Source organism: Acinetobacter sp. TGL-Y2, assembly GCF_001612555.1.
GTDB lineage: Bacteria > Pseudomonadota > Gammaproteobacteria > Pseudomonadales > Moraxellaceae > Acinetobacter.
In genome coordinates this window covers 1,266,079-1,280,198 of the sequence record NZ_CP015110.1, presented here as the reverse complement: position 1 = coordinate 1,280,198, position 14,120 = coordinate 1,266,079, and the positions used below count along the sequence as shown (strand labels likewise).

The window sequence follows — 14,120 nt, the reverse complement described above, 5'->3', positions numbered from 1 at the left end:
TTTAGTTCGTTTCACGCATAGCTTGAATGGCTGCTTTCATATCTTTTACAGCTTGTTCTAAACCCACAAAAACACTGTCTGCAATAATTGAATGGCCAATATTCAATTCATGAATTTCAGCAATGGCTGCAATGGGCGCGACATTATCTAGGTTCAACCCATGCCCTGCATTGACCACTAAGCCTTTTGATGCGGCGTAGGCTGCACCTGCCACAATGCGCGCCAACTCAGCTTGCTGTGCAGCTTCAATTTGGGCATCTGCATAGGCACCTGTATGAATCTCAATGGTCGGCGCGCCACATGCTACTGCTGCATCAATTTGTGCAAAATCAGCATCAATAAATAGCGATACATCACAGCCAATGGCAGTTAGAGCTTGAGTGGCTTTTTTAACATTTTCAAAATGTGCGACTACATCTAAACCACCTTCAGTGGTCACTTCTTGACGTTTTTCAGGTACGAAACAAACATGATGAGGGTTGATTTCTTTGGCGAATTCAACCATTTCATCGGTGACTGCAATCTCAAGATTCATGCGCGTTTTTAAAACAGGGCGCATACGACGTACATCATCGTCTTGAATATGACGACGATCTTCACGCAAATGTAAGGTAATCCCTTCCGCCCCTGCTTGCTCACAAATAAGTGCAGCTTTAACAGGATCAGGATAAGTCGTTCCACGGGCTTGTCTTAAGGTCGCAACATGATCAATGTTTACACCAAGTAATACAGCCATAACATTTTCCTAATTCGATTTGATTTGAGATTGAGCGCTTTGAATCCACAGTTGACGACTTTTTAAAGGGCGATCACCCAATAAAGATGTAATCATCTGACGGTAAAGTTTATTCAACAATTGTAACTGTTTAGCATTAAAATCTGTATCTTTTTCATAGCCCATCATGCTGTGAATTTGCTCACCGGTCAGCGTTGAATTAGCGCTATGTGCCACAGGTATAAAGCCATCATTTAACTGAAACTGATACTTTTGGTGGGGCAGAATTTCATTCTGATGGGAGTCATTATTAAAGTCGATGGCATAGCCCAATTCTTGCATCAGCACATGCTCGAATTGACGTAAAATTTGTTTTAAAAAGGTATCGGATGAGTCTTGCTGCGCAAGCGTTTGCAAATGGGTGAGTGTAATATGATATTGCTTAAAGGTTTCAGGCATCGCTTCTTCAAGCGGACATAAACGCAAAATGACTTCATTTAAATAAAAGCCCGAAAAAAAAGCATCCCCATAGAAAAAAATGGGATGATTCAATATTTCTAATTTGGTGAGATTTTTAAGTTCAGATTTACCTGTGGCTTGCAAAGTAATCGGCTGATACTGGGGCGGCGGCATTTGTCTTAAAATACCATCCACGCGCCCGTACTCTTCGGTAAATAAATGAACGATATGACTGCGTTCACGGTACTTCCGATGATGGATTAAATAACCATGCAAGATTTCATTACGCATGGGATCAGCGCTAAACTTGCTTCATCATCTTAATCTTTCTTCTTTTGATCAGATTCATCTTCATCATCCCCATCAGGAATGACCGCACCGACCACTGCTGCAGTGCCTTTGACCACGCCTTTGGTGGTTTTATAGGCCACTTTGACAGGAACCGTAACAAGTTTATGTATACAGCCTTGTAAAAAAATCATACAAGTGATTACTACCAACACTTTCATCATTACAGTTTTCCCTGTCAAATTAAACGATTAGATATCGCTATAGCCGAGACTTTTCAGTGCTCGTTCGTCATCAGACCAACCCCCTTTCACTTTAACCCAAAGTGTCAGCATGATTTTCTCTTCAAACATTTTTTCCATATCGGCACGGGCGTCCATCCCAATTTTCTTCAATTTTGTACCTTTATCCCCAATCACAATGGCTTTTTGACTAGAACGATCAACATAGATAGTGGCATCAATATAGGTACAAGCAGGCTTCATACGACCTGTTTTTTCATTTAAAATCGGCTCTTCAGTCTTGAAAGACTCAATTTGCACGGTCAAATCGTAGGGTAATTCCTCACCCAACTGACGCATGATTTTTTCACGAATGATTTCACTTGCCAAGAAACGCTCAGAACGATCTGTCAATTGATCCATTGCATAAAGCGGTGGCTGGAAAGGCAAATACTTTTCAATCGTATCACGCAAATGTTCAAGGTTAGCACCACGAAGCGCAGACACAGGAACGATTTCAGCAAAGTTCATCAACTTTTCACGCTCAAGAATCAATGGCAATGTACTGTTTTTATTCTCAAAAGTGTCAATTTTGTTAATGATGAGAATCACTGGCATTTCTGCATTTTTCAGTTTTTCTAAAACGAGTTCGTCGTTTTGAGTCCACTTGTCGGCATCAATTACGAACAACACTAAGTTCACATCACGCAGTGCAGAAGAGGCAGCACGGTTCATCATTTTATTGATCGCCCGAACTTCTTTCTTGTGCATCCCTGGCGTATCGACAAAAACAGCCTGTGATTTTTCACGGCTATCAATACCCACAATTTTGTGACGCGTGGTTTGTGGCTTACGTGAAGTGATCGAAAGCTTTTGACCTAAGATGTGATTCATCAAGGTAGATTTGCCCACATTTGGACGTCCAACAATCGCGACAAAGCCACTTTTGAAGTCAGCAGGAATGGTCATTCCTTGCGAACTAAAGAACTGGTTTAACAGTTCGTTGTTTTCTGGGGTCGTAGGCTGATCTGTATCTTGAGGATCATTTTGCATCGACATAATAGGTTACTGCTCCAATAGCTTTAAAATTTCCGCCGCAACTGCTTGCTCAGCAAATCGGCGACTCAACCCTTCACCTATGCATTTAGGTAAACCTGCCACATCACACTCAACTTTGAAGTGTTGATTTGGCGCATCACCTTGTATATCTACAACCTCGTAAACAGGGAGAGGTTTTTTACGTGCTTGTAGATATTCCTGCAAACGCGATTTCGGGTCTTTCAGTTGATCTGTAGGTTCAATGTGGTCTAAATACGGTTCATACCATTTTAGCACAACGTCTTGTAGCACTTTTAAATCATGACAGTCGATGTATATCGCTCCAATAATGGCTTCTACAGTATCTGCCAAAATAGATTCACGATGATGACCGCCAGATTTTAATTCACCTGCACTGAGTATTAAACTCTGGCTAAGTTTCAAATCTGTTGCAATCTTACCCAAAGCTTCCTGTCGAACCAAAGTCGCACGCATACGCGTTAATCGACCTTCATTTTCACTAGGATAAGCTTCGTACAGATAATTCGCAATGATCATACCTAATAATGAATCGCCTAAAAATTCTAGACGCTCATAATTATATTTATGACTTACCGATCGGTGAGTCAGCGCAAGTTGGAGTAACTCAAGTGTGTTAAATTGATAACCGATGCGACTGAGTAAGCGTGGATCACTTACTTTGAACTGACCTTTGATCAAAACTTTTCTCGAATGTTAGGATTAAGTCAATATTCAATAAGAAGGGTTTTCTTACTTCATATCTTTTAATCACTTCTAGACCATTTTCAGTATTAACACGGGCAATATCGTCGAACTGAATGTCTCTAATATTATTCATGTTAAAACTTTGACTCATTTGAGTCGAAAACTGCGAAGGTGTGATAGATGAAGCGCTTTTTTGAATTTGCTTTTCAATCTCTTTGTTAATCACACGATCATCCCAATATGATGGCCAAACTGCCACAATTGCTTTCAAAATAAAAGCAACCACCATCACCCCTAATAAAATCGAAATATATGATGCACCTTTTTCAGCGTTGCGCATTTTTTATTGTCCATGCTGTAAAACTAAATTAATCAATTTGACCATTGCGACTAAATGAAGGCAATTTGAAACCTGGTTCTTTATGCATCCATACAAAAATCGCCTGTCCTGTTAAATTTGCTTCAGGCACCAATCCCCAAAATCGGCTGTCTGCACTTTGGTCACGGTTATCACCCATCATAAAATAATGACCTGGTTTGACCTTAATTTCCCAACTTTCCCCATTGGTCTTTACAAAACGATCATTTTCAGTGGCAACAAAGGGTAAATCTTTTTTCGACTGCGCATAATTAAACTGCGAAACCAAACTATTTTGGCCTTCTAAGTTACGCACCAAATGTTGATGCTCACCTAAAGTTTCATAATGATAAATCGATTTTGGCGTATCTAAAACATCTTTTTCACGTTTAAACTCTGTCTGTTCAAACGGAATAGCCGTACCATTCACTGTCAGTTGACCATTTTCATAAACTACATGATCCCCCGGCAAACCTACCACGCGCTTGATATAGCTAATCGTCGGTTGTGGCGGATAACGGAACACCGCAACATCACCACGTTCTGGCTCATTAATATTCAATACCTTGGTATTTGAAATAGGTAGACGCACACCATATTGGTATTTGTTAACCAGAATATAGTCACCTGTTTCTAAAGTGGGCACCATCGAATCCGATGGAATGTTATACGGCTCAAATAGGAATGAACGCAACACCAAAACCACTGCCAACACAGGCCAAAAGTCATATGCCCAAGTGATAATGAAATTTTCATTGCCTTTCCCTTTCGTTTCGCGCTGCTTAAGCACCAACTTATCAAGCAACCACAGTCCAAAGAAAATCAGTGTGGCAGGTACAAGGATCAAATTAAAATCAAAATCCATCAGGCATATATCCTTTGTTTCTTCAATGTTTTCTTAAATGTTCTTATCTATCGACTTTCAATACAGCAAGGAACGCTTCTTGTGGGATTTCAACACTACCCACTTGCTTCATGCGTTTCTTCCCTTCTTTCTGCTTCGACAACAGTTTCTTCTTACGTGAAACGTCACCGCCATAACATTTAGCGAGAACGTTTTTACGCATAGCTTTCACTGTTGAACGCGCAATAATTTGTGCACCAATGGCTGCTTGAATTGCCACATCAAACATCTGACGTGGAATCAATTCTTTCATTTTTTCAACCAATGCAATACCGCGATGACGCGCATCATTACGGTGACAAATCATGGCCAAAGCATCGACTTTTTCACCATTAATCAGAACATCTACTTTCACCAGTGACGAACTTTCAAAACGTACAAAGCTATAGTCTAGTGATGCAAAACCACGTGAGCACGACTTTAAACGGTCGAAGAAATCCATCACGACTTCAGCCATCGGCACTTCAAAAGTCAATGACACTTGTTTGCCCAAGAACTTCATTTCTTTTTGAACACCACGACGTTCAACACACAATGTCATGACATTACCCAAGTATTCTTGCGGTACAAGAATATGACACTCCGCGATTGGCTCGCGCAAATCTTCAACAGTTGAACCATCTGGCATCTTAGACGGGCTATCGACATAAATCGTTTCACCATTTTTCATCAAAGATTCATAGATGACTGTTGGCGCAGAAGTAATGATGTCTAAGTCGTACTCACGCTCTAAACGTTCTTGTACAATTTCCATATGCAGCATACCTAAGAAGCCACAGCGAAAACCAAAACCTAATGCATCTGAACTTTCAGGTTCAAAAAATAGTGCCGAATCATTAATTTGTAACTTCTGCAACGCTTCACGAAAGGGTTCGAAATCACTGGCATCAATGGGGAACAAGCCTGCATAAACTTGTGGTTTAACCTTTTTAAAACCTGGTAAAACCTCAACATCAGGTGTTGTAGACAACGTAATGGTATCGCCCACTGGCGCACCAAAAATATCCTTAATTCCTGCAATGACAAAACCAACTTCACCTGCTTCTAATTCGCCAGTTTCAGTATGTTTAGGGTTAAAAATACCCACTGAAGTCACGATATGCGTTTGGCCTGTTGATTTCACCAACATTTTGTCGCCCTTACGGATACGACCTTGTTTAACACGAACCAAAGACACAACGCCTAAGTAGTTATCGAACCAAGAATCTACAATGAGTGCTTGTAGCGGTGCGTCACGATCGCCTACGGGTGGTGGAATAATATTAACCAATGTTTCTAGAACACCCTCTACACCCAAGCCTGTTTTTGCAGAACATGTTGGCGCTTCAGTTGCTTCGATACCAATAATATCTTCAATTTCTTGAATCACACGCTCAGGCTCAGCCTGTGGTAAGTCAATTTTATTGAGGACAGGAAGCACTTCAAGACCTTGCTCAAGCGCGGTATAACAGTTCGCAACAGACTGTGCTTCTACGCCCTGTGCAGCATCGACCACCAAGAGTGCGCCTTCACAAGCAGCCAGTGAACGAGAAACCTCATAAGAAAAGTCAACGTGTCCTGGAGTATCAATGAAGTTCAACTGATATTCTTGACCATTTGGATGCGTGTAATATAGAGTCACTGAAGCGGCTTTGATAGTGATCCCGCGCTCGCGTTCAATATCCATAGAATCAAGGACTTGAGCTTGCATTTCGCGAGCTTGCAATCCACCACAGGTTTGAATAAAACGGTCGGCCAAAGTCGACTTACCGTGGTCAATATGAGCGATAATCGAAAAATTACGTATGTTATTGATATTTACAGATTTCTTAGCTGATGCCATATACTACTCTAAAAGTATGTACACACTAATGTACTCAAAAATATGAAGTACTAACAGTGAATAAAGATGTTACTAAACTTGGAGGACAGTATAAGCAGTTGATCCTTGAAAATACATAGACATCATTAAAAAAAAATTATACTTGTATTTAAACTGTTCATCGATTTCACATCTATACAATAAACCTTTATTTAGAGGATTTTTCAAATAACTTGCGTTCAAACTTTAGACGATTTACTAAGCTTTGCATGCACCTCTATGTCCTCCAGTAGGCTTTGTTGCACAAACCTACCATTAGATGCTTATTCAGCAATATAATTTCGGAATGAATAAGCCTACACCTAAAATTTATCGTACAACCAATTGGTCTTCCTATAATCGGACCTTAATCAACCGAGGAAATATCTCCATTTGGTTTGATCCTAACACTCAGTGGTATGCCCAGCCAAAAGGTAAACACGGTCGAAATCACACCTATTCCGATACCGCTATCCAATGCTGTTTGATGATCAAATCTCTATTTCGCCTATCTTTACGTATGGTCACAGGCTTTGTTCAAAGTCTGATTAAACTCTGTGGATTAGATTGGGCAGCACCAGATTATTCGACCATATGCAGAAGACAAAAGCATATTGATATCGCAATTAGCTATCAGAAAAGTAGTGATGGACTACATCTACTCGTCGATTCTACTGGTCTGAAATTTTTAGGTGAGGGTGAATGGAAACGTAAGAAACATCAGCCTGAATACCGTCGTCAATGGTGCAAACTTCATATTGGTATAGACGCTAAAACCCTACAAATACGGGCTGTACAACTCACTACAAATGATGTCAGTGATTCACAAGTATTAGAAGATTTACTTGCTCAAATTCCCTTGGATGAGCAAATTGATTCTGTCTGTACAGATGGTGCTTATGATACAAAGCACTGCCGACAAGTCATTTTAGATCGAGATGCACATGCGGTAATACCACCAAGGAAAAATGCAAAGCCTTGGAAAGATCAGCAAGCGATGTCTATAGAGCGGAATGAGTTATTGAAAACAATCAATCTTGCGAAGCAGTGCTTCTCAGGAAGATCCCTTTGGAAAAAGTGGTCTGGTTATCATCGTCGAAGTTTGGTGGAAACCAAGATGCATTGCATCAAATTATTAGGCGATAAATTAACGGCAAGGAGTTTCCCTAGTCAGGTGAATGAGATTCATGCACGCGTAGCAGTCTTAAATAAATTCACAGAGCTAGGTCGCCCTCATACCCATGTTGCCACTTAAATTTGATTGGCCTAGGATAGATTTATCTTTCACACCTTTATGCAACAAAGTCATTCTAGATTAAAAAACGTTGTTTTTGCACACCACCAATAATATATTATATGGTGATAATCTTGATTTAAAATTTCCAGTTTTACCAAATAATTTTTAAATTCAACCTCAATTCCTATAAGAACGATATTATAATTATGGCTATTATTTTTTAAATAAAAAATCACTCATGTTTTCAAAATTTTTATTTTTCTGCATTCATACACTCCCTTCAAAGACTGTTTAAAAAAAATATCCAGTAAGACTAAAGAATTATTTTATGCATTTTTTGCATGAAAAATTTAATTTTTGCATTGTCGTTTTTTCTTAAAAAAAGTGACACTGGCGCAGTTCATCGTTAGATCGATGCTTTTGTACACACTTTCTGGATGAAAGTTTGCATCATGCACTCAACACGGAATGTCATCAACGTCTTTGTATTAAAGAAACTAAGTTGATGAAAACAACATAATAGAAGGAACTATTTTTATGAATCAAAAAAAACTGCTAAAGTATATTTTGATTGCGATGGTATCGGGAATTTTAATTGGTTGGGTATGTCATTATGCTTTAACTCCCTTACAAGCTACGAATATTGCCTCTTATTTTAAGATTATTACCGATGTATTCTTAAGATTAATTAAAATGATTATCGCACCTTTGGTTTTTGCCACGATTGTCTCTGGCATCATTTCGATGGGTAAATCGACTTCTTTAGGTTCTATTACATTAAAAGCAATGAGTTGGTTTATTGGTGCCTCCCTGATTTCACTTTTATTAGGCATGGGATTGGCCAATTTATTTCAGCCGGGCGCTGGAATGAACTTAATTATTCCCACAGAGGCTGTAGATGTAGGCGTAAGTGCCACCAGTTTAAGTCTACAAACATTTATCACACATATTTTCCCGCGTAGTTTTGCCGAAGCGATGGCAAATAATGAAATTTTACAGATCTTAATTTTTGCTATTTTCTTTGGTTCTGCACTTGCATATGTGCAGCATCAAAGTGAAGCAACTGTGATTGGTAAGATCATTCATGAACTTTGTCGCGTCATGTTCCGTATCACCGATTATGTGATGGCTTTGGCACCGATTGCCGTTTTTGCCGCAATTGCTTCTGCTATTACTGTTCAAGGGCCTCAGTTAATTATCGATTACAGTATTTTCATTGGTGAATTTTATATTGGCTTATTCATTCTTTGGACTATTTTGATTGGTTTTGGTTATATTTTCCTGAAAAAAGATATTTTCCGCTTAATGCGCTTCGTTCGTGAACCAACTATGCTGGCTTTTGCTACAGCGAGCAGCGAAGCTGCTTATCCTAAAACTATGGATGCCTTGAACAAGTTTGGCGTACCTAAACGAATCACCAGTTTTGTCTTGCCATTAGGCTATTCTTTCAACCTAGATGGTTCAATGATGTACATGGCATTTGCAGTATTATTCATTGCACAAGCCTACAACATTGATTTAAGTTTCGGACAACAAGCATTAATTCTATTTACACTGATGATTACTAGTAAAGGGATTGCAGGCGTTTCACGTGCTTCAATTGTGGTTATTGCCTCTACACTTGCGATGTTTAAGTTGCCAGAAGCCGGTATTTTACTCATTCTTGCGATTGATCAATTCTTAGATATGGGTCGTACTGCAACTAATGTGATTGGCAACAGTATCGCCACCGCAGTCATTGCACGAACAGAAGGCAATAAGCATGATGTACCTGAAGAAGAAGCTGTAGAAGCGATTGTTTCGTTCAATCGCTTAGCAGATAACAGTTAATTCGTTTAATCTCTGTGTTTATAAGTTTTATTCAAATACTAATCATAGAATATGACCATTTAAAAAGTGATGAGTGTTTTAAACTCACCATCTTTAAATGGTCATTTTTCTGATTTTAATCATGATCATTAAAAAATTATTATAATAATTTCAATCATTCTAAATAACTTAAATTCAATATGAATGAGTTTATTTAAACAATAAAAAGTATGCAAAATAAATATAAAATTCAAACAATCACTAGAGATCTATAAATAAAAAAACAAAAAATTAACTCTTTTAAAATATAAATATTTAATCAATAGAATTTTATTATCCTTCTTGATAAACCAAGGCATCCCAAATATAATTAATCCTTTTTGAAACAATCATTTCGCGTCGAATAATATAAACATCTTGGAAAAAATTATATTCTTGCATATCCAATACTTTTAATTTATTTTCTTTAATTTCTTTTCCGACTAACAATTTAGGTAACCAAGCAATACCTAGACCTTGTAAAACCAATTCTTTTAAATCACCTGCATTATCTGTTTCATATAAAATTCGATAATCTAATTTATTTTCAATTACTTCATCTACGCATTTTCTTAAATAGGCCTGTTTACTATACGCCAATAATGGAAAAGGTTGATCTAAAGAATATTTTTGCTCCTTACCATTGACTAAGGTGACAGGCAATACTTCCATTTCAACAATTTTGTGATAAACAAAAAAATCAAGATCGAATTGTTGTAACGTTTTTTGGTCACAGTAACAAATTAAAAAATCACATGAACCATCTTTAAGTAAACGCATGCCCTGTTTTACATTTGCTGCAATAATTTCTAATTTTAAATCTTCAATATCTGTGGATAATGGATGAATAAATTGTGGGAAGAACTGTGTGGTCAATGAATGAGAAACTGCAAATTTAATTGTTAATTCATTGTTCTTAATATTTTTTTCTAAATATTTTATGGTGGTCAATAATTGGCTTTGTATGTTTTTTGCAGATGCTAATAATACTTGTCCAGCATCAGTGAAATCGATATTTTTACTATGCCTTTTCAGAATTTGAAAACCCAATGCCGTTTCAATATTTTGTATTCTACGGGTAAAGGCAGACTGTGTGACGTGGCGCATTTCTGCCGCTTGAGAAATAGATTTTTCTTGCTCTAACGCAAGTAAGTCCTCAATCCATCGAATTTCCAATGTCATGACTTATCCTTTATTGATACATTTACATATTATAATCTATTATGCAAAAAATGCATGCAGTAATATCTTTTTACATTAGAAAAAAAACAATTAACACTCTAATATAAATTAATGGTTAATTAGGGTCGATTAAAATGAATATTATGATTAGTACACGCACTGAAAAAGATTTACTGGGTTATAAAGAAATACCTTCTCATTGTTATTATGGCGTACAAACATTAAGAGCTTTAGAAAATTTTAATTTAAGTCAAAATAAATTAAACCATTTCCCTATTTTCATTAAAGCACTTGCCATGGTTAAATCTGCATGCGCACATGCCAACTTTAAACTGAATAAATTAGAAGAAAATAAGAATAATGCAATTCAATTTGCTTGCCAACAACTTTTAAATAATTTACATCACGATCAATTTCCAATTGATATGATTCAAGGTGGTGCAGGTACTTCAACCAATATGAATATAAATGAAGTGATTGCAAATATTGGTTTAGAATATTTAGAACATGCTAAAGGTGAATATCAATACTTACATCCAAATAATGATGTTAATATGTCTCAGTCTACAAATGATGTTTATCCAACAGCGATCAAAGTCGGTTTAATCGCTGCAATAGCACAATTAAATACTCCATTTGAACAACTCATTCAAAGTTTTAAATTTAAGTCAGATGAGTTTTCTGATATTTTAAAAATGGGCCGTACTCAATTGCAAGATGCTGTACCAATGACTTTAGGTCAAGAATTTGGTGCTTTTGCAAACACACTGCAAAATGACTTGAACAAATTGAATCAAATTATGCCAGATGCTTTAAGTGTGGTGAATTTGGGTGGGACGGCAATTGGAACAGGTATTAATACTGAAGCTCAATATCGTGAATATGCAATTTCCTCATTATCAGAAATTACGCAACGAAATATGAGTAGCGCACCAGATTTAATTGAAGCGACTTCAGATATGGGCGATTTCGTTTTATTATCTAGTTTATTAAAACGTACAGCCACTAAACTTTCAAAAATTGCAAACGATTTACGTTTATTATCGAGCGGTCCTCGAACAGGTTTAAATGAAATTCATTTAGAAGCTCGTCAACCAGGCAGCTCAATTATGCCAGGTAAGGTTAATCCGGTAATTCCTGAAGCGATGAACTTGGTGTGTTATCAAATTATTGCCAATGATTTGGCCATTACTTTAGCAGCAGAAGCCGGTCAATTACAGTTAAACGCTATGGAGCCTTTAATCGCTTTCAAACTTTTTGAATCTATTGAATTGTTAGGTAAAGCAATGCAAATGTTCCAACTTAAATGTATTGAGAATATTCGCGCCAATACTGCTCATTGTAAGCAATTGGTTGAAAATTCAATCGGTATTATTACTGCTCTTAATCCCTACTTGGGCTATGAAACAACAACACGTATTGCAAAACTGGCGAATGAATCAGGTCAAAGCGTTTTAGCTTTAATTAAAGCAGAAAACTTACTTTCTAATCAAATTTTATCAGATGTTTTATCAGTGAATAATATGGTGCAACCAAAGCAGTGTGCTTAAGGCTAAACTTATTACTTAAAATTTGGGTAGTGCATGAATACGACGTGATAAAAATAATAAGTTATTGATATTAAAATATATAAATGAATTATTACACGTTGGTATTTAGCACTACCAAAATTTGAATGATTTTATTTAAAAAGGAACCGATTTATTTGGTTCCTTTTTATTTTCCACTCTTGTTAATTTAAACTTCTACTATCGATCAAAAGATTACATTTTTTGGTAGTGTTTAAGTATGACGTGTTAACCACTTATCTTTCATGTCTTGATTGTATTTTAATAAAAACATATGCAAGACAGCTTCATGATTTTCTTTCTTCTTCGAAAAGCTTAAAGTTTTCCGTGTAAAACGCCCTAAGCGATTTCTTAATGTGGCATTGAACCGCTCAACATGGTTCGTTAAACCTGTATGTTTACCTACAGAGCGATGGGTACCAGGATCAAACACCTCAGCATAACTTGACCAATAATCACTACATGTTGCTAAATTAAAGTAGCTTGAGGGAATACGGCAACGTAAATCTGTACATGTTTTATCATTGCGCTGACCACATACATAAGCGACGACCTGACGTGTACGACGGCATAGTGCAATCCAACTCCAAACCTTATGACGACGAGCTTTTACAAAGCTCCAAAGTTCATCCAGTTCTAGAACACCTGTTGGATGAGCATCAAGTAATTCGTCACTCAATTTCCTGTTGTTTACTTTTTTTTATCCATCCCATGAGCGTTTGAGGTGCAACACCAAATAGACGTTGCATGCCTCTTAAACTGCCTCGTTCAAGATAAGTGTTGATCATAAGTTCTTTTTGCTCTTCGGTATATTTGATTTTAGGTTTGAGCACACTTGATCGACCGCAATCTTTACATCTGAACTGCGCATTCCCGCTTTTATTGTGCCCATTCTTATAAATATTTGCTGATTGGCAACGGGTACATAAGTAGCTTATCGTTTCTATGATCATGTTTAAGGTCTATTGCTCAGGCATTTTCAAGTCTATTCTAGATTAAAAAACGTTGTTTTTGCACACCACCCAGAATTTTTCATGCCATTCATAAAATAATTTTTCAAATGTTTAGGCATCTTTAATATTTGATTTTTCTTGCAGCTTAACCTGTTGTGGGGGCGTAGCCCTTTTCTAATTCTTCTCTTAATCTATCGCTTTCTGTTCTGACTTCTTTAAGAGGTATATTCGGATATAAATCAAGATCCAAGCGATGTTGCTTACCTGCATACCTATATCTAAGTTGAAAAACAACTTTGCCTTTAGGCGTGACACGGACACTCATGGCATCACAATCAGCAATCTTCTACCTTGCCTCTATCTCTGCTGACCTGTGCTTTCAGCCATGCTTCTGTTAAAGTCATTAATGTCACCATGTACACAAATATTAGGATGTGACACAAAATACTTATTTATGTACACGATTATGTACATATTTAGCTTGTCTTTATGTGTCTCGATATGCCCTATTGTGTCTACTAAATGTGGCGCAATAAAAAAGCCCAATAGTGGGCTTTAGTAAGGTTTTATATCTCTTTCCACCTTCTTGTGACTCTTCGTGTCTTTATCACAACTGTAAATATAAGCGATAATCAAAAATTTAAGTATATTCCTGATATCAATAATTTTTTTAGATTGCGCCATGAGGTGCCTTGAACTATAAATTGCGCTACGTATGACAAGCAGACTACATAGCAAAAGCTGTTTAATAAATTGCGCTCATTTATAGCAGATGGATTTTTC

Annotated in this window: 15 protein-coding genes; 3 read left to right on the top strand and 12 right to left on the bottom strand. The window is 37.2% G+C overall.

The window, feature by feature from the left end; translation table 11 throughout:
- Nucleotide 1: 1 nt before the first annotated feature.
- From pdxJ to lepA, 8 genes are read right to left on the bottom strand one after another with little or no spacing between them, the layout of a single operon-like run.
- Nucleotides 2-736, bottom strand: coding sequence for a pyridoxine 5'-phosphate synthase (pdxJ, locus tag AMD27_RS05930; RefSeq protein ID WP_067657640.1), 735 nt, complete (start codon nt 734-736; stop codon nt 2-4).
- Nucleotides 737-745: 9 nt separating this feature from the next.
- Nucleotides 746-1,465 carry a DNA repair protein RecO gene (recO, locus tag AMD27_RS05925; RefSeq protein ID WP_067657636.1) on the bottom strand — a complete coding sequence of 240 codons (720 nt, stop codon included), beginning with the start codon at nt 1,463-1,465 and terminating at the stop codon, nt 746-748.
- 29 nt (nt 1,466-1,494) lie between these two features.
- Nucleotides 1,495-1,686, bottom strand: a complete 192-nt coding sequence (locus tag AMD27_RS05920) for an NF038104 family lipoprotein (protein ID WP_067657633.1) — start codon at nt 1,684-1,686, stop codon at nt 1,495-1,497.
- A gap of 27 nt (nt 1,687-1,713) precedes the next feature.
- Entirely contained in the window at nt 1,714-2,736 is a 1,023-nt protein-coding gene (era, locus tag AMD27_RS05915; protein WP_171254829.1) for a GTPase Era, read from the bottom strand.
- A 12-nt stretch (nt 2,737-2,748) separates the two neighbouring features.
- The gene (gene rnc, locus AMD27_RS05910; RefSeq protein ID WP_067657627.1) at nt 2,749-3,441 is read right to left on the bottom strand and encodes a ribonuclease III; all 693 of its coding nucleotides are present in this window, start codon (nt 3,439-3,441) and stop codon (nt 2,749-2,751) included.
- Complete coding sequence (locus tag AMD27_RS05905) at nt 3,413-3,787, bottom strand: DUF4845 domain-containing protein (RefSeq protein ID WP_067657624.1); 375 nt, start codon at nt 3,785-3,787, stop codon at nt 3,413-3,415. The genes rnc and AMD27_RS05905 overlap by 29 nt, the downstream gene beginning before the upstream one ends.
- Before the next feature lie 28 nt (nt 3,788-3,815).
- A complete protein-coding gene (gene lepB, locus AMD27_RS05900; RefSeq protein ID WP_067657622.1) occupies nt 3,816-4,670 on the bottom strand; it encodes a signal peptidase I in 855 nt (284 codons plus the stop codon).
- A gap of 43 nt (nt 4,671-4,713) precedes the next feature.
- Entirely contained in the window at nt 4,714-6,531 is a 1,818-nt protein-coding gene (gene lepA, locus AMD27_RS05895; RefSeq protein ID WP_067657619.1) for a translation elongation factor 4, read from the bottom strand.
- Between the two features lie 325 nt (nt 6,532-6,856).
- Here lepA and AMD27_RS05890 point away from each other — a divergent pair, with 325 nt between their 5' ends.
- Nucleotides 6,857-7,804, top strand: a complete 948-nt coding sequence (locus AMD27_RS05890) for an IS5 family transposase (RefSeq protein WP_081406004.1) — start codon at nt 6,857-6,859, stop codon at nt 7,802-7,804.
- Between the two features lie 519 nt (nt 7,805-8,323).
- Nucleotides 8,324-9,616 (top strand): dicarboxylate/amino acid:cation symporter, encoded by a 1,293-nt coding sequence (locus AMD27_RS05885; RefSeq protein WP_067657616.1) that lies wholly within the window; start codon nt 8,324-8,326, stop codon nt 9,614-9,616.
- Between the two features lie 312 nt (nt 9,617-9,928).
- Here AMD27_RS05885 and AMD27_RS05880 read toward each other — a convergent pair whose 3' ends face one another.
- Complete coding sequence (locus AMD27_RS05880; protein WP_067657613.1) at nt 9,929-10,816, bottom strand: LysR substrate-binding domain-containing protein; 888 nt, start codon at nt 10,814-10,816, stop codon at nt 9,929-9,931.
- Between the two features lie 134 nt (nt 10,817-10,950).
- Here AMD27_RS05880 and AMD27_RS05875 point away from each other — a divergent pair, with 134 nt between their 5' ends.
- Nucleotides 10,951-12,366: an aspartate ammonia-lyase gene (locus AMD27_RS05875; protein WP_067657610.1), complete on the top strand. Its 1,416-nt coding sequence runs from the start codon at nt 10,951-10,953 to the stop codon at nt 12,364-12,366.
- Between the two features lie 232 nt (nt 12,367-12,598).
- Here AMD27_RS05875 and AMD27_RS05870 read toward each other — a convergent pair whose 3' ends face one another.
- The 3 genes from AMD27_RS05870 to AMD27_RS19080 all read right to left on the bottom strand — a co-directional run bounded on the left by AMD27_RS05870 (nt 12,599) and on the right by AMD27_RS19080 (nt 13,662).
- Nucleotides 12,599-13,063 (bottom strand): IS1 family transposase, encoded by a 465-nt coding sequence (locus tag AMD27_RS05870; protein ID WP_067657607.1) that lies wholly within the window; start codon nt 13,061-13,063, stop codon nt 12,599-12,601.
- The gene (locus AMD27_RS05865) at nt 13,056-13,337 is read right to left on the bottom strand and encodes a transposase-like zinc-binding domain-containing protein (protein WP_067657604.1); all 282 of its coding nucleotides are present in this window, start codon (nt 13,335-13,337) and stop codon (nt 13,056-13,058) included. Before AMD27_RS05865 ends, AMD27_RS05870 begins: the two co-directional genes overlap by 8 nt.
- A gap of 145 nt (nt 13,338-13,482) precedes the next feature.
- Nucleotides 13,483-13,662, bottom strand: coding sequence for an Arm DNA-binding domain-containing protein (locus AMD27_RS19080; RefSeq protein WP_067657601.1), 180 nt, complete (start codon nt 13,660-13,662; stop codon nt 13,483-13,485).
- Between the last annotated feature and the right edge of the window lie 458 nt (nt 13,663-14,120).

Coding starts and splice junctions, on each gene's coding strand:
- lepB (WP_067657622.1), bottom strand. CDS start 4,670: ATGGATTTTGATTTTAATTTGATCCTTGTACCTGCCACACTGATTTTC.
- AMD27_RS19080 (WP_067657601.1), bottom strand. CDS start 13,662: ATGAGTGTCCGTGTCACGCCTAAAGGCAAAGTTGTTTTTCAACTTAGA.
- AMD27_RS05880 (WP_067657613.1), bottom strand. CDS start 10,816: ATGACATTGGAAATTCGATGGATTGAGGACTTACTTGCGTTAGAGCAA.
- pdxJ (WP_067657640.1), bottom strand. CDS start 736: ATGGCTGTATTACTTGGTGTAAACATTGATCATGTTGCGACCTTAAGA.
- era (WP_171254829.1), bottom strand. CDS start 2,736: ATGCAAAATGATCCTCAAGATACAGATCAGCCTACGACCCCAGAAAAC.
- lepA (WP_067657619.1), bottom strand. CDS start 6,531: ATGGCATCAGCTAAGAAATCTGTAAATATCAATAACATACGTAATTTT.
- recO (WP_067657636.1), bottom strand. CDS start 1,465: ATGCGTAATGAAATCTTGCATGGTTATTTAATCCATCATCGGAAGTAC.
- AMD27_RS05905 (WP_067657624.1), bottom strand. CDS start 3,787: ATGCGCAACGCTGAAAAAGGTGCATCATATATTTCGATTTTATTAGGG.
- AMD27_RS05920 (WP_067657633.1), bottom strand. CDS start 1,686: ATGATGAAAGTGTTGGTAGTAATCACTTGTATGATTTTTTTACAAGGC.
- AMD27_RS05865 (WP_067657604.1), bottom strand. CDS start 13,337: ATGATCATAGAAACGATAAGCTACTTATGTACCCGTTGCCAATCAGCA.
- AMD27_RS05885 (WP_067657616.1), top strand. CDS start 8,324: ATGAATCAAAAAAAACTGCTAAAGTATATTTTGATTGCGATGGTATCG.
- AMD27_RS05875 (WP_067657610.1), top strand. CDS start 10,951: ATGAATATTATGATTAGTACACGCACTGAAAAAGATTTACTGGGTTAT.
- AMD27_RS05890 (WP_081406004.1), top strand. CDS start 6,857: ATGAATAAGCCTACACCTAAAATTTATCGTACAACCAATTGGTCTTCC.